Below are 25,553 nucleotides of genomic sequence, written 5' to 3' on the forward strand. Positions count from 1 at the left end.
CTCGCGCGTCGCTCACTCCACCGTGAACCCGACCGAACTCGTACCCGGGACCGCACACAGCGGTGGCAGACCGGTGTGCGACGCGTCGTCGGGAATGCGCAGAGCGGCGGTCACCGTGTATTCTCCCGGCCGATCGACGGGCCACGTCGTCGCCGACATCGTGCCGTTCGCTTCGATGCGATGGCTGACGACGGCGGCCGGGCTCGACTGCGTCTCGACGTCGAGTGCGGTCGACTCGCCGCCCGCCAGCGGACTCAGCGCTGCTCGCACCGCATCGAGCGGCGGCGCGAACGTCGGGATCGACCGAGACGCGGATGCGATGGCGGTCCCGTCGCGCGTGATCGACGTGACGAGGAGACTACCGATGCCGTGCTTGGGGATCGAGCACGAACCCTGGGTGTCGTTGTGCACGGTCAACGACAGTCGGGGAGCGGTGCCGGACCGGTACACGTCGCGACCGGACCGCAACTCGGCGGTGACCGCGTCGGCGCGTCCGTCGTCGCCGACAGGACCGCACGCGACGACTGCGACACCGGTCAGAGCGATGACGAACGCACGGGCACGCATACGACCATTGTGCCGACTGCGGCACAGCGCCTCCGGAGGCTTCGTCGGACGCGTGCGCGACGGTTCGATCAGGACCCCCGCCGCCCGGCCTTAACCTGCGGAGACGCTGGTCTGTGCGCGCGCGTCCGCCGCGATCGGCGCCCGCGTCGGCGTAGGATCTGTGCGGGCACCGACCGGGCCGCGTGGCGAGCGCCGACACCGAGTGGTTAGGATCGCCTAAGAAGGAGGCTGTTCAATGGCCAAGCGGCAGAACACGATGACGGTGCTGCGCACCGAGGACCTGACCGGACACATCCGGCGGATCTGGCTCGGCGGTGAAGGGTTCGACGACTTCCAGGCCACCGAGCACACCGACATGTACGTGAAGATTCAATTCGCGGTCCCCGACCGCGACGAGCCGGTGCTGCGGACGTACACGGTCCGCACCTACGACCAGCAGGCGCGCGAACTCGCCATCGACTTCGTCGTCCACGGCGACGAGGGCGTCGCCGGACCGTGGGCCGCGCGAGTGCAGCCGGGGGAGAGCGTCACCTTCCTCGGACCGGGCAGCAAGTACCGGCCCGACCCGGCGGCGCCCTGGCATCTGATCGTCGGCGACGAGGCCGGACTGCCCGCGGTGGCCGCGGCGGTCGAAGCGCTGCCCGCGGACGCGATCGCCAAGGTGTTCATCGAGGTGGCCGGTCCGGAGGACGAGATCGACATCGCCGCACCCGCGGGTGCCGAGATCACCTGGGTCCACCGCGGCTACTCGTCGTTCGAGGCGCCAGACGAGGCCGCGGGCGACAACGCGCCGATCATCGCCGCGGTCAAGTCCGCTGAATGGCTCGACGGTGAACCGCACGTCTTCATCCACGGCGAGGCGCAGGCCGTCATGAAGAACCTGCGCCCCTACGTCCGCAAGGAGCGCGGCGTCAGCGCGGAGCGCGCGGGCTCCATCTCCGGATACTGGCGACGCGGCCGCACCGAGGACGGTTTCCGCGCATGGAAGGCCGAACAGGTCGCGATCAACCAGGCCGACGAGGAGAAGTGGTCCAAGGTCTGATCTCCGTCCTGGCCTACCCTGGGGACCATGGCCGACGTTCTGGACGCATTCGCCGATCACCTGCGGTACGAGAAGGCACGCAGTGAACACACGGTGCGCGCCTACCTCGGCGATGTCCGCGGGCTGATCAGTTTCGCCGGGGCACGCGGCGTCGCGATCGCCGACATCGACCTGCCGCTGCTCCGGTCCTGGCTGGCCGAACACACTCGACGCGGATCGGCGCGCACCTCGATCGCCCGCCAGGTGTCGTCGGCCAAGACCTTCTGCACGTGGGCGGTCCGCGAAGAGATCCTTGCGAGCAATCCGGCGGCGCGCCTGCAGGCGCCGAAAGCGCATCGCGTACTGCCCCACGTCCTCGCACCGGAGCAGGCCGTCGCGGCCGTCGACGCCGCGGCCGGTCCGTCCGATCCGGTCGGACTCCGTGATCGGCTGATCGTCGAACTGCTGTACTCGTGCGGCATCCGAGTGGGAGAACTGTGCGGTCTCGACCTCGGCGACGTCGACGCCGAGCGGCGCGTGATCCGGGTGATCGGCAAGGGCGACCGGCAGCGCACCGCCCCGTACGGCGGGCCAGCCGCGCAGGCCCTCGACGACTGGTTGCGCACGGGTCGTCCCGCGCTGGCGACCGCGGCCTCGGGGGAGGCGCTCGTGCTCGGCGTCAAGGGCGGACGCCTGGATCAGCGGATGGCGCGCACCGTGGTCCATCGGGCCACCGACGACGGCGACGGCAACTCCATCGGACCGCACGGTCTGCGGCACAGCGCCGCGACCCATCTCCTGGAGGGAGGCGCCGATCTGCGAGTCGTCCAGGAACTCCTCGGTCACTCGTCCCTGGCGACGACCCAGCTGTACACGCACGTCAGCGTGGAGCGGCTGCGGGCCGTGCACGATCAGGCGCATCCTCGGGCTTGAGCGGTTTCAGTCGGACGCGCAGGACGCCGAGCAGGCCCAGAGGATCCAGGTACACCGCGGACGTCCCGCTGCCGCGACGTGCGCCCCAGTGCAGGCAGGCCGCGGCTGCGCAGCCCTCGTGCCCGTCCCGCAGTGTGCCGACCACCTGGCCCCGCCCGACGTGATCGCCGCGGCGCACCTGTGCGACGACCGGCTCGTAGGTCGTCAGCAGCCCGTCACCGTGCAGGATCGACACCGTCGGCTTGCCTCCGACGCTGCCGGCGAAGTGCACGGTGCCCGCCCGCGCGGCGAGCACCGCGGCGCCCGCGACACCGGCCAGGTCGACCCCGCGATGACCGGCCAGCCATCGGTGGGCCGGCGGGTCGAAACCGCGCAGCACCCGCGGTCGCGGTGCGAGCGGCCAGTCGTACCGGGAGGCGGGCGCCGAGCCGGCCGCCCCGACGGATGCGAGCAGCAGCGTCGCGCACAGCACCGCCAGAATGCGAAGAGTCCTCATACAAGGTCAGACGCGTCGCCGAGGGCGCCGGTTCCGCGACGCGCCGCGCTCCGCGCCGATCGTCACTGATTTGCCTGGTCCAAGCCGATCGGAGTAGTCTGGCCGACGCACTCGGGTATGCCCGGGTGACTTCGCGCGTCCGCGCGGGCCGCCGGTGAGGACCACGGCCCACATGGTCGTCCTGCGCGGTCCCGAACTTATGAAAACGGTTCGGGTGCAGGCGATTGCGGGCGCCAGGGTCCGAACCCGACGTGGGGGAGGACGACAAACTGCTAGAGAGGACACATTCATGGCTGTCGTAACCATGAAGCAGCTGCTGGACAGCGGCGCGCACTTCGGTCACCAGACCCGTCGTTGGAACCCGAAGATGAAGCGCTTCATCTTCACCGACCGCAACGGCATCTACATCATCGATCTGCAGCAGACGCTGTCGTACATCGACCGCGCCTACGAGTTCGTCAAGGAGACCGTCGCCCACGGCGGAACCATTCTCTTCGTCGGCACCAAGAAGCAGGCGCAGGAGTCGATCGCCGCGGAGGCGACCCGCGTCGGCATGCCGTACGTGAACCAGCGCTGGCTCGGTGGCATGCTCACCAACTTCCAGACCGTGCACAAGCGCCTTCAGCGTATGAAGGAGCTCGAGGCCATGGAGCAGACCGGTGGCTTCGAGGGTCGCACCAAGAAGGAAATCCTCATGCTCACGCGTGAGAAGAACAAGCTCGAGCGCACCCTCGGCGGTATCCGTGACATGGCGAAGATCCCCTCTGCCGTGTGGGTCGTCGACACCAACAAGGAGCACATCGCCGTCGGTGAGGCTCGCAAGCTGAACATCCCGGTCATCGCGATCCTGGACACCAACTGTGACCCGGACGTCGTCGACTACCCGATCCCGGCGAACGACGACGCCATCCGCAGCGCCGCTCTGCTGACCCGCGTCATCGCCTCGGCCGTCGCCGAGGGCGTGCAGGCGCGTGCGGGCCAGGGCTCGGCAGACGCCAAGCCCGAAGCCGGCGCCGAGCCGCTCGCCGAGTGGGAGCAGGATCTGCTGGCCGAGGCTTCGGCTCCGGCGGAGGCCGCGGCTGCTCCGGCCGAGGCCGCTGCGGCTCCGGCCGACGCTCCGGCCGCTCCTGCCGCAGAATAGTCACTGCGGCGGGGGACGACTCGTCACACGAATCCTAAGAAGGAGGATCGCCTCACATGGCGAACTACACCGCAGCAGACGTGAAGCGTCTGCGCGAAATGACCGGTTCGGGCATGCTCGACTGCAAGAACGCACTGGCCAACAACGACGGTGACTTCGACAAGGCCGTCGAGGAACTGCGCATCAAGGGCGCCAAGGACGTGGGCAAGCGCGCCGAGCGCTCCACCGCCGAGGGGTTGGTCGCCGCTCGTGACGGCGTCATGATCGAGCTCAACAGCGAGACCGACTTCGTCGCCAAGAACGACGAGTTCCAGAAGCTCGCCGACGACGTTCTGACCGCGGCCGTCGCGCTGCGCACCAACGACGTCGCAGAGCTCGCCGCAGCTTCGCTGGGCGACGGCACCGTCGCCGAGGCGATCGAGGCCATGTCGGCCAAGATCGGCGAGAAGCTGGTCCTGCAGCGCGTCGCATCGTACGACGGCCCCGTCGCCGTCTACCTGCACAAGCGTGCGTCCGACCTGCCGCCGGCCGTCGGCGTCCTGGTCTCGTACACCGGTGAGGGCGACACCGCCGCGGAGGCCGCTCGCGGCGCCGCCATGCAGGTGGCCGCGCTGCGCGCCAAGTACGCCAGCCGTGACGAGGTTCCCGCGGACGTCGTGGAGAACGAGCGTCGCATCGCCGAGGAGACCGCCAAGGCCGAAGGCAAGCCGGAGCAGGCCCTGCCGAAGATCGTCGAAGGCCGTGTCAACGGCTTCTACAAGGACGTCGTCCTCGTGGACCAGCCGTCGGTCACCGACTCGAAGAAGACCGTGAAGGCGATCCTCGACGAGGCAGGCGCCTCCGTCGTCGCGTTCACCCGCTTCGAGGTGGGCCAGGCCTGATCGCCTGACACCGACTGAAGAACCGGCCCCGAATCCGCCCTCACGGCGGGTCGGGGCCGGTTCTCGTCTGCGCGCACCCTCGTCTCGTTGGGGGCGGCCGCAGCGACTAAGATCGAGAGGATTTGTGTCCGCGACCGAGCGAAGGAAAAGATGAGCGACACTCCTGCGATGAGCGAAGCGGGTCAGACCAGTCAGGAACGTACGGGCTTCAAGCGGGTCATGCTCAAGCTGGGCGGTGAGATGTTCGGCGGCGGAGAGGTCGGGCTCGATCCCGACGTCGTCGGAGCGGTCGCCGACCAGATCGCCGACGTCGTCGCCTCCGGAGTCCAGGTCGGCATCGTGATCGGCGGCGGCAACTTCTTCCGCGGTGCGGAGCTGCAGCAGCGCGGCCTCGACCGGGCACGCTCGGACTACATGGGCATGCTCGGCACCGTGATGAACTGCCTCGCCCTGCAGGACTTCCTGGAGAAGCGCGGCGTCACCACCCGCGTGCAGACCGCCATCACCATGGGGCAGGTCGCCGAGCCGTATCTGCCGTTGCGCGCGGTGCGTCACCTCGAGAAGGGGCGCGTGGTGATCTTCGGTGCGGGCATGGGCATGCCGTACTTCTCGACCGACACCACCGCCGCCCAGCGCGCGCTGGAGATCAAGGCGGAAGTGGTCCTGATGGCCAAGGGCGTCGACGGCGTGTACTCCGACGATCCGCGCATCAACCCGAACGCCGAACTGTTCCGCGAGATCACCCACCGAGAGGTGATCGAGAAGGAGCTGAAGGTGGCAGACGCGACCGCGTTCAGCCTGTGCATGGACAACAACATGCCGATGCTCGTGTTCAATCTGCTCGAACGTGGCAATATCGCCCGTGCGGTCGCGGGTGAGCCGATCGGCACCCTGGTCAGCACCGACCCGGCCGAACAGTAACCGCTCTCGCGCACGACCCCGTTCACCGAGACCCCGTTCACCGAGACCCCGCTCACCAAGACCCGTTCACCGAGACAAGGACACCCACAATGATCGACGAAGCTCTGCTCGACGCCGAGGAGAAGATGGAGAAGGCCGTCAACGTCGCCCGCGACGACATGGCGTCCATCCGCACCGGCCGCGCCAACCCGGCGATGTTCAACCGCATCGTCATCGACTACTACGGCGCCATGACCCCCATCACCCAGGTCGCGGGCATCAACACCCCGGAGCCTCGGCTGGTCGTGATCAAGCCGTACGAGGCGTCGACCATGCGCGACATCGAGACCGCGATCCGCAACTCCGATCTGGGCGTCAATCCGACCAACGACGGCAACGTCATCCGGGTCGCGATTCCGCAGCTCACCGAGGAACGCCGCAAAGACCTGGTGAAGCAGGCGCGTGGCAAGGGCGAGGACGCCAAGGTCTCGATCCGCAACGTGCGACGCAAGGCCGTCGACGAGCTCAAGCGCATCCAGAAGGACGGCGAGGCGGGCGAGGACGAGGTGACCCGCGCCGAGAAGGAACTTGACAAGACCACCCACTCGTACACCGACGCCGTCGACGATCTCGTGAAGAACAAGGAAGCCGAGCTGCTCGAGGTATGACGACCCCGACGACGTCCAAGGCCGGCCGGAACCTCCCCGCAGCGATCGGGGTGGGAGTCGGCCTCGGCGCCGTGCTCATCGCAGTCCTCGTCTTCGTTCCGATGGCCTGGTACGGCATCGTCTCGATCGCCCTCGGCATCGCGACGTGGGAGGTCTGCAAGCGGCTGCACGACGGCGGATTCGGCGTGCCCTTCTGGCCGCTGCTGGTCGGCGGGCAGGCCGCCATCTGGCTGTCGTGGCCGTGGGGGATCGAAGCGTCGTTCGTCGCCGTCGCCGCCACCGTCCTCGTGGTGATGGTGTGGAAGCTGTTCGCGCAGGGCCTGAACAGCGCACCGGTCGACTACGTCCGTGACGTGTCGATGTCACTGCTCGTCCTGGCCTGGCTGCCCATGCTCGCCGTCTTCGGTGCGGCGATGGTGGCCCAGGACGACGGACGGTACCGGGTGTTCACCCTCGTCATCGTCGTCGTCTGCTCGGATGTCGGCGGGTACGCCGCCGGCGTCCTGTTCGGCAAGCATCCGATGGCACCGGCCATCAGCCCCAAGAAGTCATGGGAGGGATTCGGCGGCTCCCTCGTCGTCGGCACGGCGGGCGCCGTCTGCTGCTCGCTGTTCCTGCTCGACACGCACTGGTGGGTCGGCATGGCCCTCGGCCCCCTCATGGTGATCGTGGCGACGACCGGCGACCTCGTCGAGTCGCAGGTCAAACGTGATCTCGGCATCAAGGACATGGGCACGCTCCTGCCCGGCCACGGCGGCATCATGGACCGACTCGACTCGCTCCTGCCGTCCGCGCTCGTGACCTGGGCCGTGCTCACGATTCTGATGTGATGCCGCGACCGCGCACGCCGTCGCCCGTGACGACCGCCGCCGTCACGGGGTGGACGGCGCTGATCGTGGCGCTGGCCGTCCAAGCACTCCTCGTCCATCGCCAGGACGAGTGGAACGCCCAGGTGCGCGCCGATCACTGCAGGCATCTTCCCGATCTGCCCGCCGCTGCCGTCTACGGTGTCGTGTCCACGGTGTTCGCCGTCGCCGCCGCCGCGGCGTTCGGCCGGTGGCTGTGGCTCATCTCGCACGGACCGCCCGGGCGGTGGTGGACGGCGGCCATGCCGATCGCGGGCGTCCTCGCGCTCCTGGTCCTCGCCATGTTCATCCTGCAGGCGTTCTCCGCTCCGACGGAAGCACGGTACGGGACAGACGGCAGCGGAACGCCCTGCGGCGTGGTGTAGCCGACGGCTGTCGGCGTGCGAGAATGGAAACCGTGACCAGCCTTCCCCTCGTCTTCGACGCGCCCAAACGAGGGCGTCCGCCCACTCACTTCGCCGACCTCGACGAGGCCGGTCGGATCAAGGCCGTCGCTGACCTCGGTCTGCCGAAGTTCCGCGCCAATCAACTCGCCAAGCAGTACTACGGGCGGTTGACCGGCGACGTCGCCGAGATGACCGACGTACCCGCGGGCAGACGCGACGAGATCGGCGAGGCGCTGTTCCCGACGCTGATGACGCCGGTCCGGCACATGGCCGTCGACGACGGCAGCACCCGCAAGACGCTGTGGCGCCTGCACGACGGCACGCTCCTCGAGTCGGTGCTCATGCGCTACACCGACCGGAACACCCTGTGCATCTCGTCGCAGGCCGGCTGCGGTATGGCCTGTCCCTTCTGCGCCACCGGACAAGGCGGACTCGACCGCAACCTCTCCACCGCCGAGATCGTCGACCAGGTGCGCGCCGCCGCCCGCGCGATCCGCGACGGCGAGTTCGGCGAATCCGGCCGCCTCTCGAACATCGTGTTCATGGGCATGGGCGAACCGCTCGCCAACTACAAGCGTGTCGTCGACGCCGTCCGCAAGATCACCTCGCCCGCGCCCGACGGCTTCGGCATCTCGGCGCGCCACGTCACCGTCTCGACCGTCGGCCTGGCACCGGCCATCCGCCGACTCGCCGACGAAGACCTCTCGGTGACCCTCGCCGTCTCCCTCCACACGCCCGACGACGAGCTGCGCGACACGCTCGTCCCCGTCAACAACCGGTGGTCGGTGGCCGAAGTGCTCGACGCCGCCCGCTACTACGCCGACAAGACCGGCCGCCGCGTCTCCATCGAGTACGCACTGATCCGCGACGTCAACGACCAGCCCTGGCGAGCAGACCTGCTGGGGGAGAAGCTTCGCCACAAGCTCGGCGGCCTCGCCCACGTCAACCTCATCCCGCTGAACCCCACCCCCGGCTCCGAATGGGACGCCAGCCCGAAACCCGTCGAAGCCGAATTCGTGCGTCGCGTCCGCGAACAAGGGATCTCGTGCACGGTGAGAGACACACGCGGCCAAGAGATCGCCGCTGCCTGCGGGCAGTTGGCGGCCGAGGAGAGATAGCGTCTTCGTTCGTCACCGGACGCGAGGGGCGTGGAAGACATCCCTTCGGCAGTCGCGGTGATGACGTTCGATAAGGAGAAAGACCGATCGCCCGGCGGGGCGATCGGTCTTTCGCTGTGTGTCTCTCTACCTTTTCCAGGTTCCCTTGCGGGGGATCATCTTGAAGCCGGCGTAGCCGATGAGGCCGACGGCGAAGACGATGAGCCAGATGTCCTCGACGTGGCCGACGTGGTTGCCGACCAGCATCGCCAGGCAGATCAGACCCGAGACGAACGCGGCGATCGCGTACGTGCGGGGGGCGGTGCCGCTCCAGCCGAAGCGGGCCGACGGTGCGTCGGCGGGCTCGCGGACCCAGCCGGTATCGATCGTTTCGACCTCAGTGCTTGCCACGTCCACTCCTTATGACAGCCGGTAGTAGTTCGGGCTACAGCATAACCCGAACCGCCCGCCGCCCTCGCACACGGTGCGCTGTGTCGACAGACGCGGCACCCGATGGGGAACAATGATCACCGTGAGGACACGCGTACTGATTCTCGGCTCCACCGGATCCATCGGCACCCAGGCACTCGAGGTGATCGCCGAGCACCCCGACCGCTTCGAAGCCGTCGGACTCGGAGCGGGCGGAGGCAACCTCGAACTCCTCGGCCGCCAGATCGCCGAGACCGGACTCGCACCGTCGCGGATCGCCGTGGCCGACGAGACCGCGGCCGCCGTCCTGGCCGACCGGATCGGCCCCGGCGTCCTCTCCGGCGACGACGCCATGGTGCACCTGATCGAGACCGTGGAGGCCGACGTGATCCTCAACGGCGTCGTCGGCGCCATCGGCCTGCAACCGAGCCTGGCCGCCCTCGAATCCGGAGCGCGACTCGCCCTCGCCAACAAGGAGTCCCTGATCGCAGGCGGCTCCCTCGTCCTCGACGCGGCGGCTCCCGGCCAGATCGTCCCCGTCGACTCCGAACACTCCGCGATCGCCCAATGCCTGCGCGGGGGCGCCGCGGGGGAAGTGGAGCGACTGGTCCTCACCGCATCCGGCGGTCCCTTCCGCGGATGGACGGCCGAACAGGTACGCGACGTGACGCCCGAACAGGCAGGCAGGCATCCCACCTGGTCCATGGGGCCGATGATCACCCTCAACTCGGCCACCCTGGTGAACAAGGCCCTCGAAGTCATCGAGGCGCACCTGCTGTTCGACGTGCCCTACGAGCGCATCGACGTCACCGTGCACCCGCAGTCGATCGTGCACTCGATGGTCACCTTCGTCGACGGCGCGACCATCGCCAAAGCCTCCCCGCCGAGCATGAAGCTGCCGATCGCCCTCGCCCTCGGCTGGCCCGACCGAGTGCCGGGGTCCTCAGCCGCGTGTGACTGGTCACAGGCGGCCACATGGACGTTCGAGCCCGTCGACGAGGCGGTCTTCCCGGCGATCGCGGTGGCCCGGCAGGCGGGAACCGCAGGCGGGAGCCTCACCGCGATATTCAACGCCGCCAACGAGGTCGCCGCCGAGGGATTCTTCGCCGGTGCGATCTCCTTCCCGCGGATCGTCGGAACCATCGCCGATGTGCTCGCCGACGCCGATCAGTGGACGCGGCCGCCGGGTACCCTGGACGAGGTTCTGGCAGCCGACCGGTGGGCGCGCGAACGCGCGGCGGCCCTCGTCGCTGCCGCACGGTGATCTGAGCGGAGTCGGCAGTTGAGTTACGTCCTGGGCATCGTGCTGTTCGCCGCGGCGCTCGTCATCTCCGTCGCCTGGCACGAGCTCGGTCACCACCTCGCGGCCAAGGCGACCGGCATGAAGGTCCGGCGGTTCTTCGTCGGCTTCGGCCCGACGATCTGGTCCAAGCGCTTCGGCGAGACCGAATACGGCTTCAAGGCGATCCCGGCGGGCGGATTCTGCGACATCGCGGGCATGACCCCGCACGACGAACTGTCGGTGATCGACGAGCCGCGCGCCATGTACCGACAGAAGACCTGGAAGCGGCTCGTCGTCCTGATCGCGGGCCCCGTGCAGAACTTCATCCTCGGTTTCGTGCTGATCATCGTCCTCGCACTCGGCTGGGGCCTGCCGGTGCTCGGCGACAAACCGGTCCACGCGACGCAGATCAGCTGCGTCGCCGCCACGACCGACGCACGGGGCAACCCGACCGAATGCACCGGCCCGGCGCCGGCGGAGGAGGCCGGCATGCGGGTCGGCGACCGGATCGTCGCCGTCAACGGCTCCTCGGTGGCCGACTCGTCGGACATCGTCGACAAGGTCCGCGACTCGTCGGAGACGGCGATCGTCACCGTGGAACGCGACGGCGAACGCATCGACCTGCAGATCCCGGTGACCCGGGTGCAGCGCATGACCGAGACGGACGACGGGCGGCTCGTCCCGGTCACCGTGCCCGCCATCGGCGTGACGATGGACAACACCCTCGTGCAGCACTACGACTGGGCGAGTGTGTGGGGCGGCGCGGTCTCGTTCACCGGCGACATGTTCACCGAGACCTACAAGGCGCTGGTCTCATTGCCCACCAAGGTCGGCGCCCTGTGGACGGCGGCCACCGGCGGTGAGCGGAGCGAAGACAGTCCGGTGAGCGTCGTCGGCGCCTCGCGCCTGGGCGGCGAAGCCGTCGAACGCGGCTACTGGGACCTGTTCTTCGGGCTGCTGCTGAGCATCAACTTCTTCCTCGGCGCCTTCAACCTGGTGCCGCTGCTGCCGCTCGACGGCGGACACATGATCATCGCGATCTACGAGAAGATCCGGAATCTGCTGCGTCGGGCCGTCGGACGGTCCGACGGCGGCCCCGTCGACTACTACAAACTGCTGCCGCTCACCTACGCCGTCGTGGTGGTGATGGGGGCGTTCATGGTCCTGACCGTGTACGTCGACATCATCAATCCGATCCGCATCTTCTGACCGGTAGTCTGGCAACGAGTCTTAGGAGTGATGTCAATGACCGAATCGTCCGGGCCGCTGGCCGTCGGCCTCGGGATGCCCGCCGGACCCCCTCCCGTCCTCGCGCCGCGCCGGAAGACCCGCCAGATCCAGGTCGGATCCGTCGGTGTCGGCAGCGATCATCCGATCTCTGTGCAGTCCATGTGCACCACCAAGACGCACGACGTGAACGCGACACTCCAGCAGATCGCGCAGCTCACCGCGTCCGGCTGCGACATCGTGCGCGTGGCCTGCCCGCGCCAGGAGGACGCCGACGCGTTGGCGGCGATCGCTCGAAAGTCGAAGATCCCGGTGATCGCCGACATCCATTTCCAGCCCAAGTACATCTTCGCCGCGATCGACGCGGGCTGCGCCGCGGTCCGCGTCAACCCCGGCAACATCAAGGAGTTCGACGGCCGCGTCAAAGAGGTCGCCAAGGCGGCGGGTGACGCGGGCATCCCGATCCGCATCGGCGTCAACGCCGGATCGCTCGATCCCAGACTGCTCAAGAAGTACGGCAAGGCCACCCCGGAGGCACTCGTCGAATCCGCCCTGTGGGAGGCGAGCCTGTTCGAGGAGCACGGCTTCGGCGACATCAAGATCTCGGTGAAGCACAACGATCCGGTGATCATGGTCGAGGCCTACCGCCAGCTCGCAGCGCAGAGCGACTACCCGCTGCACCTGGGTGTCACCGAAGCGGGCCCGGCGTTCCAGGGCACGATCAAGTCGGCCGTCGCATTCGGCGCACTGCTCTCCGAGGGCATCGGTGACACGATCCGCGTGTCCCTGTCCGCGCCGCCCGCGGAGGAGATCAAGGTCGGCGACGCGATCCTGCAGTCGATGAACCTGCGTCCCCGCAAACTCGAGATCGTCTCCTGCCCGTCGTGCGGACGCGCGCAGGTCGACGTGTACAAGCTGGCCAACGAGGTCAGCGCCGGTCTGGAGGGGATGGAGGTGCCGCTGCGCGTGGCCGTCATGGGCTGCGTCGTCAACGGTCCCGGGGAAGCGCGCGAGGCAGATCTCGGTGTCGCCTCCGGCAACGGCAAGGGACAGATCTTCATCAAGGGCGAGGTCGTCAAGACCGTGCCGGAAGCACAGATCGTCGAGACTCTGATCGCCGAAGCGCTGCGTATCGCCGAGGAGTCGGAGGAGACTGGAAGCGGTACACCTACCGTCTCGGTGAGCTGAGGCGCGTCAGGCCCGATCGGTGCGAAAGGTGCGAACGTGTTGCGTCTGCTGGGAGGACGCCCGTTGGGGGCGCGAGATGCTCAAGCGGTGACGCATGCCCTCGACATCGATCCCGTCGCGTCGTGCATGGTGGCGGCCCGCGTCGAGGCCTACGGACTCACCCCACGCCTGCTCGGCGGCCAGTTGTGGAGCGCGTCGACGCCCGAGGAGTCGCTGTGCTTCTCCGGAGCGAACCTGATGCCGCTGCGCGGCGCCGACGTCGATCTCGACTACTTCGCCGAGCGTGTGCTGGCCGCACCCCGCATGTGCACGTCCGTCGTCGGTGACGCCGGACTGGCGCTGGGCCTGTGGGAGCGGGTGGCCGACGAGTGGGGTGAGCCGCGGGAGATCCGCGCCGAACAACCGCTGCTCGCGTTGCAGGGACCGCCCGCCGTCGCGCCGGACCCCCAGGTGCGCCTGGTGCAGCAGTCCGACCTCGACGCGTACTTTCCGGCGGCCGTCGAGATGTTCCGCGGCGAGGTCGGCGTCGATCCGTGCGCCGGAGACGGCGGAGCGTCGTACCGGCGGCGGCTCGCCGCGCTCATCGCGGCGCGACGGGTGTTCGCGCGGTTCGAGGACGGACGCGTGGTCTTCAAGGCCGAGATCGGATCCATGTCGCGGCGGGTCGGACAGATCCAGGGGGTCTGGGTGGACCCGAGCGCGCGTGGCCGCGGACTCGGAGCGTCGGGGACGGCGGCGGTCGCCGCGGCGACGGCGCGACAGGGGCGGATCGCCAGCCTGTACGTGAACAGCTTCAACACCTCCGCGCGCGCCACCTATCGATCGGTCGGATTCGTACAGGTCGGCACGTTCGCGACGGTCCTCGTCGACTGACCGGTTACGCTCTTTCACGATGGTCCTTCGACGGTGTGTTGCCGCGCTCTGCGCTCTTGTCCTGACGATCGCGCTCGTGTCCTGTTCGTCCGACGACGACGGCCCCCGCGCGGCGGCCGACGCCTTCGTCTCCGCATTCGGCGACCACGACGTCGACGGTGCGGCCGGGCGGACCACCAACCCCGACGCGGCGCGCCGCGTGCTCTCGGCGGCGTGGGACGGACTGACCGCCGAGTCGATGTCGGCCCGCACCGGGCGCGTGCACGTCGAGCGGGACGTGGCCGATGTGGACGCGACCTACACCTGGAAGCTGCCCGGCGGCCGCACCTGGGAGTATCAGACGACCATCGCCCTGGGGCGCTCCGACACCGGGTGGACGGTCCGGTGGGCGCCGACCGCCGTGCACCCGAAGCTCGGCGCCGATCAGCGGCTGGTGCTGGGAGCCCTGAGTCCGCCGCGCGCCACCGTCAACGAGTCGGACGGATCCGAGGTGATGGTGAACGGGATCGTCACGACCGTGCTGTTCGACGGGCGGGCCGCCGTCGAAGCGGGTGACGTCGTCGGTCCGGCAGAACGGATCGCGGCCGTCATGGGACAGTTCGTCCCGGGGCTGTCGGTGCAGCGCCTCGCCGAACAGGCGACCGCCGCTTGGGACCCGATGCCGATCGGCGTGATCCCCGCGGGCGACGTCGAGCGTCTGCGCCCGGACCTGGACCTGCCGGGCATCGTGCTGCGCGACGATTCGGTTCTGCAGAAGCGGGATCCCCGGTTCGCCCCCGAACTGCTGACCCGTGTCGGGGCCGCCGTCGGCGCCGACGTGGTCGGCACCCCGGGATGGGAGATCTCGGTGGTCAACCCCAACGGACTCGTCGCCGATGTCGTGCACCGGAGCGAGAGCGTACCCGCGCCCGCGGTGTCGTTGACCTTGTCGCGCACCGTGCAGGACGCCGCGCAGCGCGCCGTCGACGCGGTGGCGGGCAGAGAAGCGATGACCGTGGCGGTGCAGGCATCGACCGGGAAGATCCTGGCGGTCGCCCAGAACGCCGCCGCCGACCGCGTCGGACTCCCGGCGACCGCCGGTCAGTACCCGCCCGGATCGACGTTCAAGATGGTGACGTCTGCGGCGGCGATGAACGGGGGCCTGTCCGCTCCGGAGGCGATCGTGCCGTGCCCCGGCGAGATCACGATCGGTGAGCGCACCATTCCCAACTACGACGGCTTCGCGCTCGGCCCGGTGCCGTTGCGGCAGGCGTTCGCGCAGTCGTGCAACACCACCTTCGCCGACCTCGCGTCCCGGATGGGGCCGTCCGATCTGGCCCACGCCGCCACCGCCATGGGACTCGGCGCGCATTACGACATCGCGGGCGTCGAGTCCGCGTCGGGATCGGTGCGCATCGAACCGGACCTGGTGCGACGCAGCGAGGACGGCTTCGGTCAGGGGACCGTGCTGGCGAGTCCGTTGGGCATGGCGCTCGTCGCGGCGACCGCGGCGACCGGGAGCCTGCCCGTGCCCCAGTTGATCAACGGTCGGGAGACGAAGGTGGAGGGGGCGAGAGTCACCCTCGACGGCGACGTCTACGCGCGCCTGCGCACCATGATGCGCGCCGTCGTCACCGAGGGCACGGCCACCGCGATCGCCGGTCAGGGCGAGGTGTTCGGCAAGACCGGTGAAGCCGAGGTCAACGGTGGTTCGCACGCCTGGTTCGCCGGTTACCGCGGCGACATCGCCTTCGCGACCCTCATCGTCCTCGGCGGCGGATCCGAAGCGGCCGTCGGCGTGACGCGCGACTTCCTGGCGGGGATCCCACCGGGTTTCAGCCCGTAACGGTCTGCGCTGCGCCGAGGGCGTCTCGCGCCATCGCCCGGTCTCGACCGCACGTGGACGGTACCTGTGTTCCGAGCCGACCCCGCACAGCCGTCGGCTCTGCGCACAGGTCCCGATCGCGCGAGCTTTCCCGTCGTAGGTCGAAGGACCGACTCGCACGTGCCGGACATGTCATCCTTATGTGACCTTCTTCACGAAAGGCGGCACAGGTCATGACCAACCCGAACCCTCCCAATCCGCAGGATCCGCTACAACAGTCTCCGGGATCCGGCGCACCGGGGTCCCCGCAGTACGGGCAGCAGCAACCGCAGTACGGACAGCCCCCGCAACAACCGCAGTACGGACAGTCCCCGCACCAGCCGCAGTACGGGCAGTCGCCGCAACAACAGCAGCAACCGCGGTACGGCGAGCCTCCACAGCACGCACAGCAACCGCCGCCGTACGGTCAGCAGCCTCCGGGCGGACAGCCCGGTTTCGGACAGCAGGCCGCTGGAGCGGCCGCCAGTTTCGGTGAACTCGGCAAGAGGTACACCGATATGGCCAAGGCCAACACGACGGTCAGCCCGCGGCTGGTTCCGTTCCTGTGGTCGACCGTCGGTGCCGCCGTCATCGTGTTCATCAGCGCCTTCCTGCCGTGGGTCTCGTACACCGGGGGATCGGTGTCGGGCACCGCGGGCGACGGCGTGATCACCCTGCTGCTGGCGTTGGTCACCGGCGGTCTGGCCGCTGCAACGATCTTCCTCGCCGCGAAAGCGCCGATCCTGCCGAAGGTCTCGGGCATCGTCGCGATCGTCGCCGGCGTCATCGTCACGCTCGTCGCGGTGATCGACATCTCGAATGTCGGCGACACCCGGGTCTCCGGCCTCGGCGTGTTCTACGGGTTCAGCGTCGGCTTCGGACTGTGGTTGACCCTCGTCGGCGGCATCGCCTTCGTCGTCCTCGGCATACTCGCGACGCTGACCGCCCGCCGCAACTGAGATCGCCGCAACTGAGATCGCCGTCCGACGGCGCCGATCACCGTCTGGGCACCACCATGAGTTCGCCGGTCTCCGGATTGTCGAAGACCATGACTCGATGGTCGTAGGTGTCCGACAGCAGTTCCGCTGTCATCACCTCACGGACGGGTCCGCAGGCGCGGACCCGTCCGTCCTTCATGACCGCGACCCGGTCGGCATACGCCGCGGCCAGCGACAGATCGTGGACGACGAGGAGCACGGTGCCGCCCGCGGCGGCGCGCTGCGCGAGGATCGACAGCACCTGTTCGCTGTGGCCGATGTCCAGGGCCGCGGTCGGTTCGTCGAGAAGCAGCACGGGGGTGTCCTGGGCGAGCGCACGAGCCAGCGAGACCCGGGCCTGCTGCCCGCCGGAGAGCTGAGCGAACGGACGGTCGAGGATCTCGTCGAGTTCGCAGGCGGTGATCGCAGCGTCGACCAGCTCGGCCGAACGCACCGCCTCGGGGGTTCGCGTCCACGGATAGCGGCCCATCTCGACCACCTCGCGGACGGTGAACGGAGTGTCGAGGCGATTGGTCTGGGTCACGAGCGCGCGCAGACGGGCCAGCGAACGGGCGTCGACGTGCGCGATGTCGTCGCCCCCGATGCTCACCCGCCCCACGTCGGGGGAGCGGATCCCCGAGATCACCGAGAGCAGGGTCGATTTGCCGCAGCCGTTGGGGCCGACGAGGGCGACGAGCTCGCCGGGCGCCACGTCGAGGTCGACCCCGTGCACCACGGTGCGGCCGCCGAGATCGACCCCGACCTCGTGCACCGAGACGGGGACGCCCGCCCGGACCGCGCTCACCAGCCGGCTCCGGCGCTCTTGCGGCGCAGCAGGATGAAGAACGCGGGGCCGCCGATCAGCGACGTCAGCATGCCCAGCGGGAGTTCGCCCGCGGTGAGCGTTCGGGCGGCGAGGTCGGCGGCCGCGACGACGAGCGCTCCGCCGAGAGCGCTGGCCGGGAGCAGGATCGCGTGCCGTGGTCCGACGATCAGCCGCATCACGTGGGGCACGATCAGACCGACGAACATGAGGATGCCGGTGAACGCGACGCCGGCCGCGGTCAGGACGGCGACCAGGACGATCACCTGGCGCCGCACCACCTCGACGTTCACCCCGAGGGACGCGGCCTGGACCTCGCCGAGCGCCAGCAGATCGAGTTTGCGCACCAGCACCATGCCGCCGGCGAGTCCGGCCGCCACCAGCGGCGCGACGATCGTGATCTGATCCCAGGACACGTTTCCGGCGAGCGAGCCGAGCTGCCAGAACACGATCTGCTCGCGTGCCGCGGTGCTCGCGACATAGGTCAGGTAGGCGATCACGCCCAGTGCGAATGCGTTGACCGCGATGCCGGTCAGTACCAGCATCACCGTCGACGACGCGCCGTCGCGCATGCTCAGCGTGTAGACGGCGAACGTGGTGAGCAGTCCGAACAGCCCGGCCGCGCCGGCGATCGCCCAGCCGTTGGTGCCGGTGCCGCCGATCACGATCATCAGGCAGGCGCCGATCGCCGCACCCGAGGAGATGCCGATGATTCCGGGTTCGGCCAGCGGATTGGCCAGCATGCCCTGCAGCAGACAGCCCGCCGCACCCAGTGCGACCCCGACCAGCAGTCCGAGGACGATCCGGGGGAAGCGGGTGACCCAGAGGGCGTTCTCTCCGTTCGGATGCGACGGCAGGGGACCGATGTCCAGATGCCAGTGGTGCGCGATCGATCCGAGCACCTCCGTCGGCGAGACGTGCACCGCACCGGTGCCCGCCGAGACGACGACGATCACGCCGAGAGCGAGGAGCAGCAGGGCGCCGACGAGCACGGTACGGCCGACCGACACCCCAAGCACCCGCTGACGCAGTGTCGTGCGCTCAGCCATAGATCGCCTTCGCGAGCGCGGTCAATACCTGGCCGGTGTCCGGACCGAACATCAGGATCTGGGTCTCGTCCATGGCGACGATCCGGCGGGCGCGTCCGGCCTTGGTCTCGGCGACGGCGGGCAGGTCGAGGACCTTGTCCAGGCCGCCGACCGAATCGGCGCCCTGTGTCATCACCAGCAGCACATCGGGGTCGGCCTTCATCATCTTCTCCGCGCTCACCTGGGTGAATGCGGCCGTCAACCCGGATTTCGTGCCCGCGTCCACACCGCCCAGGTTCTCGATCAGATCGTCGGCGCCCGAACCGGGGCCCGCCAACAGGATCAGATGCTCGCCGCGGATGTAGAGGAACGCCATCGTCGGATCCCCCGACGGATCGGGGATCGACCGCCGCGCCTGCGCGATCTGTGCCTGGGTGCGGGCGACGAGCTTCTCACCGGCGTCGGGCACGCCGAGCGCGCGTGCGACGTCGCGGATCAACTGCGGAGTGCCCGCGACCGAACGTTCCGACGGGAACGTCACGACGTCGATCCCCGATGCGCGCAGAGCGTCGACCGCGTTCGCCGGGTTCGTGTCGGTGCCGGCCAGCACGATCGTCGGATCCGCCGCGAGCACCTTCTCAGTGTTGATGGTGTGCCCGGTCTCGGTCACCTCGGGGACGGCGAGCGCCGACGGAAAGGTCGTCGACCGGTCCCGTCCCACCACGTGCGAACCGAGCCCGAGCGCGTACACGATGGTGCCGAGCGTCCCGTTCCGATCGAGCGCGACGATGCGTTGCGCCGTCGGTGACACGGGCGGATCCTGCTCGACGGGAACGACGTCGGTGTCGGCGATGCGCGCCACCGTCGGGCCCGAGTGCAGCGTCGCGGTGGAGGACGCGCGCAGTGCGCCGGTGTCGATCGGCTCGGTGGTGCACGCGCCCACCGCGAGCGCCGACAACAGCGCGACGCACGCGGTCATGACGCGAAGCCTGCGCGGGGACCTGTGCACCGGGAGAACCTGCCTGTCCGTCGAGTCGCGGGGGAGGCGGGAAGCCTCGAGACGTGTTAGGAACACCTTACCTACGGTCGGATCGACGACGAGGCCCGGTCCCGGCTGCTGCGGACCGCGGTGCGCGACGTGGAAGAATCGACGATATGACAGTTCGAGCTCCGTTGACCCCCGGTGTCGTCTCGCCGACCCTGCCCGTTCCCGACTCCATCGCCCGACCGGAGTACGCGTGGAAGGACACCGTCAACGAGGGACACGAGCCGTGGGTGCAGACCCCCGAGACCATCGAGAAGATGCGCGTCGCGTCGAAGATCGCGGCCAACGCCCTCGCCGAGGCCGGACGCGCGGTGGCGCCCGGCGTCACCACCGACGAGCTCGACCGCATCGCCCACGCCTACATGATCGACCACGGCGCGTACCCGTCGACACTCGGTTACAAGGCGTTTCCCAAATCGTGCTGCACCTCGCTCAACGAGGTGATCTGCCACGGCATCCCCGACTCCACGGTCATCCAGGCCGGCGACATCGTCAATATCGACGTCACCGCGTACATCGACGGCGTGCACGGCGACACCAACGCCACATTCCTCGCCGGTGACGTCGCACAGGAGGCGCGCGACCTCGTCGAACGCACCCGCATCGCGACCGAGCGCGCCATCAAGGCCGTCAAACCGGGACGTGCGCTCAACGTGATCGGCCGCGTGATCGAGGCGTACGCCACCAGATTCGGATACAGCGTGGTGCGCGACTTCACCGGTCACGGCATCGGTGAGACCTTTCACAACGGTCTCGTCGTGCTGCACTACGACCAGCCTGCCGTCGACACCGTCCTGGAACCCGGCATGGTGTTCACCATCGAGCCGATGATCAATCTCGGCGGCCTCGACTGGGAGATGTGGGACGACGACTGGACGGTGGTGACCGCGGACCGTCGCTGGACCGCTCAGTTCGAGCACACGCTCGTCGTCACCGACACCGGCGCCGAGATCCTGACGCTCCCAGACGCGTGAGAGCGGCTCCGGACGGTCGGTGCGGGCGGTGAGCCGCGGCGGGGCGCTGCTGATCGGTGGCACCAGCAGTGACGCGGGTAAGAGCCTCATCGTGGCCGGGCTGTGCCGTGCGCTGGCCCGGGACGGTGTGCGGGTCGCGCCGTTCAAGGCGCAGAACATGTCGAACAACTCGGCGGTGACCCTCGACGGCGGCGAGATCGGTCGGGCGCAGGCGCTGCAGGCGGTGGCGTGCGGGTTGGCGCCCGACACCCGATTCAACCCCGTGCTGCTCAAACCCGGCAGCGATCGTCGATCGCATGTGATCGTCCGCGGGCGACCGTACGGGGACGTGGGCGCCGCGGACTACCACGCGCGACGGGCCGCGCTCGCACAGGTCGTCGCGGACGAACTGGCGTCGCTGCGCGCCGAGTACGACGTGGTGATCTGCGAGGGGGCCGGGTCGATCGCCGAGGTGAACCTGCGCGCCACCGATATCGCCAACATGGGTCTGGCCCGCGCCGCCGATCTGCCGGTCCTGCTCGTGACCGACATCGACCGCGGCGGCAGTCTGGCTCACCTGTTCGGCACCGTCGCCCTGCTGGACCCGGACGACCAGGCTCTCGTCGCCGGCTTCGTGATCAACAAGTTCCGTGGCGACCCGTCCCTGCTCGACCCCGGCCTGACCACGCTCGCCGAACGCACCGGACGTCCGACGCTCGGCGTGCTGCCGTTCGCCGACGACCTCTGGATCGACGCCGAGGACTCGCTGGCCTCCCCGGTCGGACGCCGCGTCGGGGGACCGACCGCGTACACCGGCGGGCCGCGCCTGAGCGTCGCGGCCATCCGCCTGCCGCGCACGTCCAACACCACCGACGTCGAGGCCCTGGCCTGCGAACCGGACGTGGACGTCACCTGGGTGGACGATCCGGCAGCCGTCGTCGCGGCCGACCTCGCCGTGCTGCCGGGCTCCCGGGCGACCGTCGACGACCTCGCCTGGATGCGCGGCCGCGGCCTGGCCGACGCCGTCGTTCGACGCGGTCGGGACGGCAGGCCCGTCCTCGGGATCTGCGGCGGCTTCCAGATGTTGAGCCGTCGGATCGACGATCGCGTCGAATCCGGTCGCGGCGTCGTCGACGGACTGGGGCTGCTCGACGTCGACATCGAGTTCGCCGCAGAGAAGACGCTGCGGCGCTTCGCCGGACGGCAGGACGACCACCCGGTGACCGGCTATGAGATCCACCACGGAGTGGTGCTGCGCACCGCCGAGCGGACGTGGCTCGTCGACGACGAGACCGGTCCGGAAGGCGCGCGCTCGGGCGCCGTCGCCGGAACCCACTGCCACGGGCTGCTCGAATCCGACGACTTCCGGCGCTCCTACCTGCGCGAAGTGGCCTGTGCGGTCGGGAAGCCGGAGTTCGTGCCCGCGCCAGACGTGTCCGCCGCTCGCGTCCGTGAGCGGCAGCTCGACCTCATCGCCGATCTCGTCACGACCCACCTCGACATGGGAGCCGTCCACCGATTGCTCGCCGAGGGTGCCGGGTCGCCGCCGTCCGTCCTATCCTGGCTGAGTGGAGACCGAGCACCTGACCATCGACCATGACGGATTGAGCTTCGACGTGCATCTGTCCGGCCCGGCGAGGGGCCCGGTCGCCGTGCTGTTGCACGGCTTCCCGGTGGACTCGCGGTGCTGGGACGAGGTGATTCCGCGGCTGCACGAGTCCGGGCTGCGGACCGTGGCCATCGACCAGCGCGGTTACAGCCCCGGCGCACGACCGGACGCCGTCGACGACTACGCCCTCGACAAGCTGACCGGCGACGTCCTCGCGGTCCTGGGACACCTCAACATCGCGTACTCGATGGTCGTCGGTCACGACTGGGGCGGCATCGTCGCGTGGCATCTGGCGGCCAAGAACCCGGACCGGTTCACCAGCCTCGTCGCGATCAGCACCGGGCACCCGTCCGCGGCCCGTGATGCGCTCACCGCGGGCGACCAGCGCGACAAGTCGAGCTACATCAAATGGTTCGTACAGCCGGACGCCGAGGAGAAGCTGACCGCCGACGGCGGCAGCGTCCTGCGCGAGTTCGGACTGACCGACGACGAGATCGCGTCGCTGCTCGAACCCGGAGCCCTGACCGGCGGACTGAACTGGTACCGCGCCAACTTCACCGGTGACATCGCGACCAAGCTCGCGTGCCCGCCCGTCGAGATCCCGACGACCATGGTCTGGAGCGATCAGGACCCGGTCCTCGGCCGCACCCAGGCCGAACTCAGCGGACGCTACGCGTACGGCGACTACCGCTACTCGGTGATCGACGGCGTCGATCACTGGGCGCCGCAGAAGGCGCCCGCCGCCGTGGCGAGCGAGATCGCCCTGCGGTCGAGCATGTTCTGAACCCGGACAGACGAGCAGCGGCGTCGATCGCGGTCATACGCCGACCGCGATCGACGCCGCTGATCTGTCTGTCCGGCGACCGTCTCAGACGTCCAGACCCAACAACGCGTTCTCGAGTACCTCCGGCAGCGCCGGGTGGATCCAGTACTGGCCGCGTGCCATCTCGTGCGCGGTCTGTCCGAAGTGCATCGCCTGGATCACCGGTTGGACGATCGACGACGCCTGCGCACCGAGGATGTGCGCGCCGAGGATGCGGCCCGTGCCGCGTTCGGCGATCAGCTTGCATACGCCGACGGTGTCCTCCATCGCCCAGCCGTAGGCGACGTCGCCGTAGTTCTGGACCTTCACCGCGATGTCCAGCCCCTGCTCGCGCGCCTGCGCCTCGGTGAGGCCGACGGTCGCGATCTGCGGGTGGGTGAACACCGCGGCGGGGACGAACCGGTGGTCGAACGATTCGAGGTCGTCGGCGTCCCACCCCTTGAGGAGGTTGTTCTGCACCACGCGCTGCTCATGATTGGCGACGTGTTTGAGCTGGTAGGGCGAACTGACGTCGCCGAGCGCCCACACGCCGCGGGCGGACGTCCGGCCGTGCTCGTCGACCGGTACGCGACCGTCGTCGGTCAGCGACAGGCCGACGGTCTCCAGGGCGAGACGGTCGCCGTTCGGGGTCCGACCCGTCGCGACCAGCAGGGCGTCGACCTCCAGCGGGTCGCCGGAGGCGAACTCCAGGCGGACCCCGCCGCCGGGCAGCGAGGAGGCCGCGGTGACCGGGGAGTTGCGGCGCACGTCCCACTGCTGTTCGGCGATCGCGGTGAACCGGTCCGCGATATCGGCGTCGAGCGCGCGCAGCAGGGTGTCGCTGCGGGCGATCACCGTGACCCGCGTGCCCAGCGCGGAGAACACGTGCGCGAACTCGGCCGAGATGTAACCGCTGCCCAGGATCGCCATGCGCTCGGGGAGCTCGGGCAACCGCATCACATCGGCGTTCGTGTGGAACGGCACACCGGAGTCGGCGATCACGTCGGGCACCGCGGTCCGCGCGCCCGCGGCGATCACCACCTCGGTCGCCAGAACCGTCTCGCCGTTCGCGGTGACCAGTCGGTAGCGGCCGGTGGCCTCGTCTCGGCCGTCGAAGACGACGTGACTGGCATACACGGTGACGTTCTCGCACCGGTCGACGCGGTACTCGCGTCCGCCCGCCTCGATCGGATCGATGCGACCGAACACGCGGGCGACGATCGCCGGCCAGTCGACGTCGTCGACCCGAGCATGCACCCCGTACTTCGCGGATTCGCGCGCGGCGGCCGCGATGTCGGCCGCGTACACGAACATCTTGGTGGGAATGCAGCCGACGTTCATGCACGTGCCACCGAACAGTCCCTCCTCGAAGATCGCGATGCTCGTGGCGTCGAACCGCTCATCGGGAATCGAGTTCCCGCTGCCGGCGCCGATGATCGCCAGGTCGACGGACTGCGCCGTCGTGCCAACCGTTGTCATTCTCCGAACTCGCTTTCCATCCAGGAGCCGACCTCCCCGTACGCCTTCGCGCGTACGGACTCGATCGACAAGAACACATCGTGACGTGCGTCGGGCACCGCCACCGCCAGCACCCGCTGCCCGAGACAGCCCGACCACTGCGCGATCTGCCGCACGTCGAGCACGCAGTCGGCGGTGTCGACGGCGGGCTCGTACTCGCTGCGGAACGCCGACTTGTCGGACCTGAGCACCAGCGTCGGAACGCCCGTGTCTATTCCACGGTGGATCCGCCGGTGACCCGCGCGCACCGCCGACATCCAGCCGAACGTCGCCGGGAAGCCGCCGAGCGGCTTCCGGACCAGATCGTAGGTCCATTCGCCGTGCACATCGGAGTGCAGGCTGTCGCCGTACGCCGACGACAGGGTGCGGGGGATGGCCTGCTTCCCGCGCACCGAGCCGACGGTGTCGATGAGTCGGGTGGCGGCCGTGGTGCGCAGCACCGCCTCGCCCTGCAGATCGAGCCACGGGCTGTTCAGGAGTAGTCCGATCACGTGCCCGTGGCGTTCGGGATCGTCGGTCCGGAGGCGGTCGAGCCACAGCGGGGTCACCAGACCGCCCGTGGAATGCGCGGCGACGATGACGCGAGGCGTGCCGCCCGCGGCGCTGACCTCGTCGGTCACGATGTCGAGGGCCGCGTTCAACTCCTCGTCGTAGTACGCCAGATCGCTGGTGTAGTGGGGCTGGTGGTGGGCGGACAGCGACCGCCCGCACTTGCGCAGATCGAGAGCGTAGAAGGCGTAGCCCTGCGCATGGAAGAAGTCCGCCAGCTCGGTCTGGAAGAAGTAGTCGGTGAAGCCGTGCACGTACAGCACGGCCCCGCGCGGGGTGTCGACGGCGTCCGGCCTGCGGACCAGATGCGCGTTGATCGGATCCTCCCCGTCCGGATCGGGGGACAGTGGCAGGGTGCGGACTTCGTAGCCGGTGAGGAACTCGTCGGGGCGCCAGTCGGTGATCACGCCACAACTCTATGATGTGTGGCGAACGGTCGTCGGACGCGCAG

26 protein-coding genes are annotated in these 25,553 nt (G+C 69.1%); 18 read left to right on the forward strand and 8 right to left on the reverse strand.

The window, feature by feature from the left end:
- Positions 1-12: 12 nt before the first annotated feature.
- A complete protein-coding gene (locus BKA16_RS12885) occupies positions 13-567 on the reverse strand; it encodes a hypothetical protein (RefSeq protein WP_183371023.1) in 555 nt (184 codons plus the stop codon).
- 235 nt (positions 568-802) lie between these two features.
- Between BKA16_RS12885 and BKA16_RS12890 the strand changes: the two genes are divergently transcribed.
- A complete protein-coding gene (locus tag BKA16_RS12890) occupies positions 803-1,609 on the forward strand; it encodes a siderophore-interacting protein (RefSeq protein WP_183371024.1) in 807 nt (268 codons plus the stop codon).
- A 27-nt stretch (positions 1,610-1,636) separates the two neighbouring features.
- Positions 1,637-2,521, forward strand: a complete 885-nt coding sequence (locus BKA16_RS12895) for a tyrosine recombinase XerC (RefSeq protein WP_183371025.1) — start codon at positions 1,637-1,639, stop codon at positions 2,519-2,521.
- Here BKA16_RS12895 and BKA16_RS12900 read toward each other — a convergent pair.
- Positions 2,469-3,017, reverse strand: coding sequence for a M23 family metallopeptidase (locus BKA16_RS12900; RefSeq protein ID WP_183371026.1), 549 nt, complete (start codon positions 3,015-3,017; stop codon positions 2,469-2,471). The genes BKA16_RS12895 and BKA16_RS12900 overlap by 53 nt on opposite strands.
- Positions 3,018-3,306: 289 nt before the next feature.
- Here BKA16_RS12900 and rpsB point away from each other — a divergent pair, with 289 nt between their 5' ends.
- The 7 genes from rpsB (at position 3,307) to rlmN (ending at position 8,977) form a co-directional block, all read left to right on the forward strand.
- Positions 3,307-4,158, forward strand: a complete 852-nt coding sequence (gene rpsB / locus BKA16_RS12905) for a 30S ribosomal protein S2 (RefSeq protein WP_183371027.1) — start codon at positions 3,307-3,309, stop codon at positions 4,156-4,158.
- A gap of 56 nt (positions 4,159-4,214) precedes the next feature.
- The gene (gene tsf, locus BKA16_RS12910) at positions 4,215-5,039 is read left to right on the forward strand and encodes a translation elongation factor Ts (protein ID WP_183371028.1); all 825 of its coding nucleotides are present in this window, start codon (positions 4,215-4,217) and stop codon (positions 5,037-5,039) included.
- A 150-nt stretch (positions 5,040-5,189) separates the two neighbouring features.
- Entirely contained in the window at positions 5,190-5,960 is a 771-nt protein-coding gene (pyrH, locus tag BKA16_RS12915; RefSeq protein WP_183371029.1) for a UMP kinase, read from the forward strand.
- Positions 5,961-6,049: 89 nt separating this feature from the next.
- Positions 6,050-6,607, forward strand: coding sequence for a ribosome recycling factor (gene frr, locus BKA16_RS12920; protein WP_183371030.1), 558 nt, complete (start codon positions 6,050-6,052; stop codon positions 6,605-6,607).
- Positions 6,604-7,437 (forward strand): phosphatidate cytidylyltransferase, encoded by an 834-nt coding sequence (locus BKA16_RS12925; RefSeq protein WP_183371031.1) that lies wholly within the window; start codon positions 6,604-6,606, stop codon positions 7,435-7,437. The genes frr and BKA16_RS12925 overlap by 4 nt, the downstream gene beginning before the upstream one ends.
- The gene (locus tag BKA16_RS12930) at positions 7,437-7,838 is read left to right on the forward strand and encodes a hypothetical protein (RefSeq protein ID WP_183371032.1); all 402 of its coding nucleotides are present in this window, start codon (positions 7,437-7,439) and stop codon (positions 7,836-7,838) included. Before BKA16_RS12925 ends, BKA16_RS12930 begins: the two co-directional genes overlap by 1 nt.
- 32 nt (positions 7,839-7,870) lie before the next feature.
- Positions 7,871-8,977, forward strand: coding sequence for a dual-specificity RNA methyltransferase RlmN (gene rlmN, locus BKA16_RS12935; RefSeq protein WP_183371033.1), 1,107 nt, complete (start codon positions 7,871-7,873; stop codon positions 8,975-8,977).
- Between the two features lie 126 nt (positions 8,978-9,103).
- Here the strand turns inward: rlmN and BKA16_RS12940 are convergent, their stop codons facing one another.
- A complete protein-coding gene (locus tag BKA16_RS12940; RefSeq protein WP_183371034.1) occupies positions 9,104-9,367 on the reverse strand; it encodes a DUF2631 domain-containing protein in 264 nt (87 codons plus the stop codon).
- A 112-nt stretch (positions 9,368-9,479) separates the two neighbouring features.
- Between BKA16_RS12940 and dxr the strand changes: the two genes are divergently transcribed.
- From dxr to BKA16_RS12970, 6 genes are all read left to right on the forward strand, one after another.
- Entirely contained in the window at positions 9,480-10,649 is a 1,170-nt protein-coding gene (gene dxr / locus BKA16_RS12945; RefSeq protein WP_183371035.1) for a 1-deoxy-D-xylulose-5-phosphate reductoisomerase, read from the forward strand.
- Between the two features lie 18 nt (positions 10,650-10,667).
- A complete protein-coding gene (locus BKA16_RS12950; RefSeq protein WP_183371036.1) occupies positions 10,668-11,876 on the forward strand; it encodes a M50 family metallopeptidase in 1,209 nt (402 codons plus the stop codon).
- Between the two features lie 36 nt (positions 11,877-11,912).
- Positions 11,913-13,082, forward strand: a complete 1,170-nt coding sequence (gene ispG, locus BKA16_RS12955) for a flavodoxin-dependent (E)-4-hydroxy-3-methylbut-2-enyl-diphosphate synthase (protein ID WP_183371037.1) — start codon at positions 11,913-11,915, stop codon at positions 13,080-13,082.
- A gap of 36 nt (positions 13,083-13,118) precedes the next feature.
- Complete coding sequence (locus BKA16_RS12960; RefSeq protein ID WP_183371038.1) at positions 13,119-13,955, forward strand: GNAT family N-acetyltransferase; 837 nt, start codon at positions 13,119-13,121, stop codon at positions 13,953-13,955.
- Positions 13,956-13,974: 19 nt separating this feature from the next.
- Entirely contained in the window at positions 13,975-15,780 is a 1,806-nt protein-coding gene (locus tag BKA16_RS12965) for a penicillin-binding transpeptidase domain-containing protein (protein WP_183371039.1), read from the forward strand.
- 212 nt (positions 15,781-15,992) lie between these two features.
- Entirely contained in the window at positions 15,993-16,757 is a 765-nt protein-coding gene (locus BKA16_RS12970) for a hypothetical protein (RefSeq protein WP_183373252.1), read from the forward strand.
- A gap of 37 nt (positions 16,758-16,794) precedes the next feature.
- Here BKA16_RS12970 and BKA16_RS12975 read toward each other — a convergent pair whose 3' ends face one another.
- Genes BKA16_RS12975 through BKA16_RS12985 form a run of 3 tightly spaced genes read right to left on the reverse strand, consistent with a single transcriptional unit; the run spans position 16,795 to position 19,605 of the window.
- Positions 16,795-17,580, reverse strand: a complete 786-nt coding sequence (locus tag BKA16_RS12975) for a heme ABC transporter ATP-binding protein (protein ID WP_183371040.1) — start codon at positions 17,578-17,580, stop codon at positions 16,795-16,797.
- Positions 17,577-18,647, reverse strand: a complete 1,071-nt coding sequence (locus BKA16_RS12980; protein ID WP_183371041.1) for a FecCD family ABC transporter permease — start codon at positions 18,645-18,647, stop codon at positions 17,577-17,579. Before BKA16_RS12980 ends, BKA16_RS12975 begins: the two co-directional genes overlap by 4 nt.
- Positions 18,640-19,605, reverse strand: coding sequence for a heme/hemin ABC transporter substrate-binding protein (locus tag BKA16_RS12985; RefSeq protein ID WP_183371042.1), 966 nt, complete (start codon positions 19,603-19,605; stop codon positions 18,640-18,642). Before BKA16_RS12985 ends, BKA16_RS12980 begins: the two co-directional genes overlap by 8 nt.
- A 176-nt stretch (positions 19,606-19,781) precedes the next feature.
- On the opposite strand from BKA16_RS12985, the gene map reads away from it, so the two are divergent.
- Genes map through BKA16_RS13000 form a run of 3 tightly spaced genes read left to right on the forward strand, consistent with a single transcriptional unit; the run spans position 19,782 to position 23,017 of the window.
- Entirely contained in the window at positions 19,782-20,645 is an 864-nt protein-coding gene (map, locus tag BKA16_RS12990; RefSeq protein ID WP_183371043.1) for a type I methionyl aminopeptidase, read from the forward strand.
- 28 nt (positions 20,646-20,673) lie between these two features.
- On the forward strand, positions 20,674-22,224 hold the full coding sequence (locus tag BKA16_RS12995) for a cobyric acid synthase (RefSeq protein ID WP_343067414.1): 1,551 nt from the start codon (positions 20,674-20,676) through the stop codon (positions 22,222-22,224).
- Entirely contained in the window at positions 22,214-23,017 is an 804-nt protein-coding gene (locus tag BKA16_RS13000; RefSeq protein ID WP_387996199.1) for an alpha/beta fold hydrolase, read from the forward strand. The genes BKA16_RS12995 and BKA16_RS13000 overlap by 11 nt, the downstream gene beginning before the upstream one ends.
- 84 nt (positions 23,018-23,101) lie before the next feature.
- On the opposite strand, the gene mtr is transcribed toward BKA16_RS13000, so the two are convergent.
- Both mtr and BKA16_RS13010 read right to left on the reverse strand, forming a co-directional pair.
- Positions 23,102-24,514 carry a mycothione reductase gene (gene mtr / locus BKA16_RS13005; protein ID WP_183371044.1) on the reverse strand — a complete coding sequence of 471 codons (1,413 nt, stop codon included), beginning with the start codon at positions 24,512-24,514 and terminating at the stop codon, positions 23,102-23,104.
- Positions 24,511-25,509, reverse strand: coding sequence for an alpha/beta fold hydrolase (locus tag BKA16_RS13010; protein ID WP_183371045.1), 999 nt, complete (start codon positions 25,507-25,509; stop codon positions 24,511-24,513). The genes mtr and BKA16_RS13010 overlap by 4 nt, the downstream gene beginning before the upstream one ends.
- Between the last annotated feature and the right edge of the window lie 44 nt (positions 25,510-25,553).

This window comes from Gordonia humi (assembly GCF_014197435.1).
Lineage (GTDB): Bacteria > Actinomycetota > Actinomycetes > Mycobacteriales > Mycobacteriaceae > Gordonia > Gordonia humi.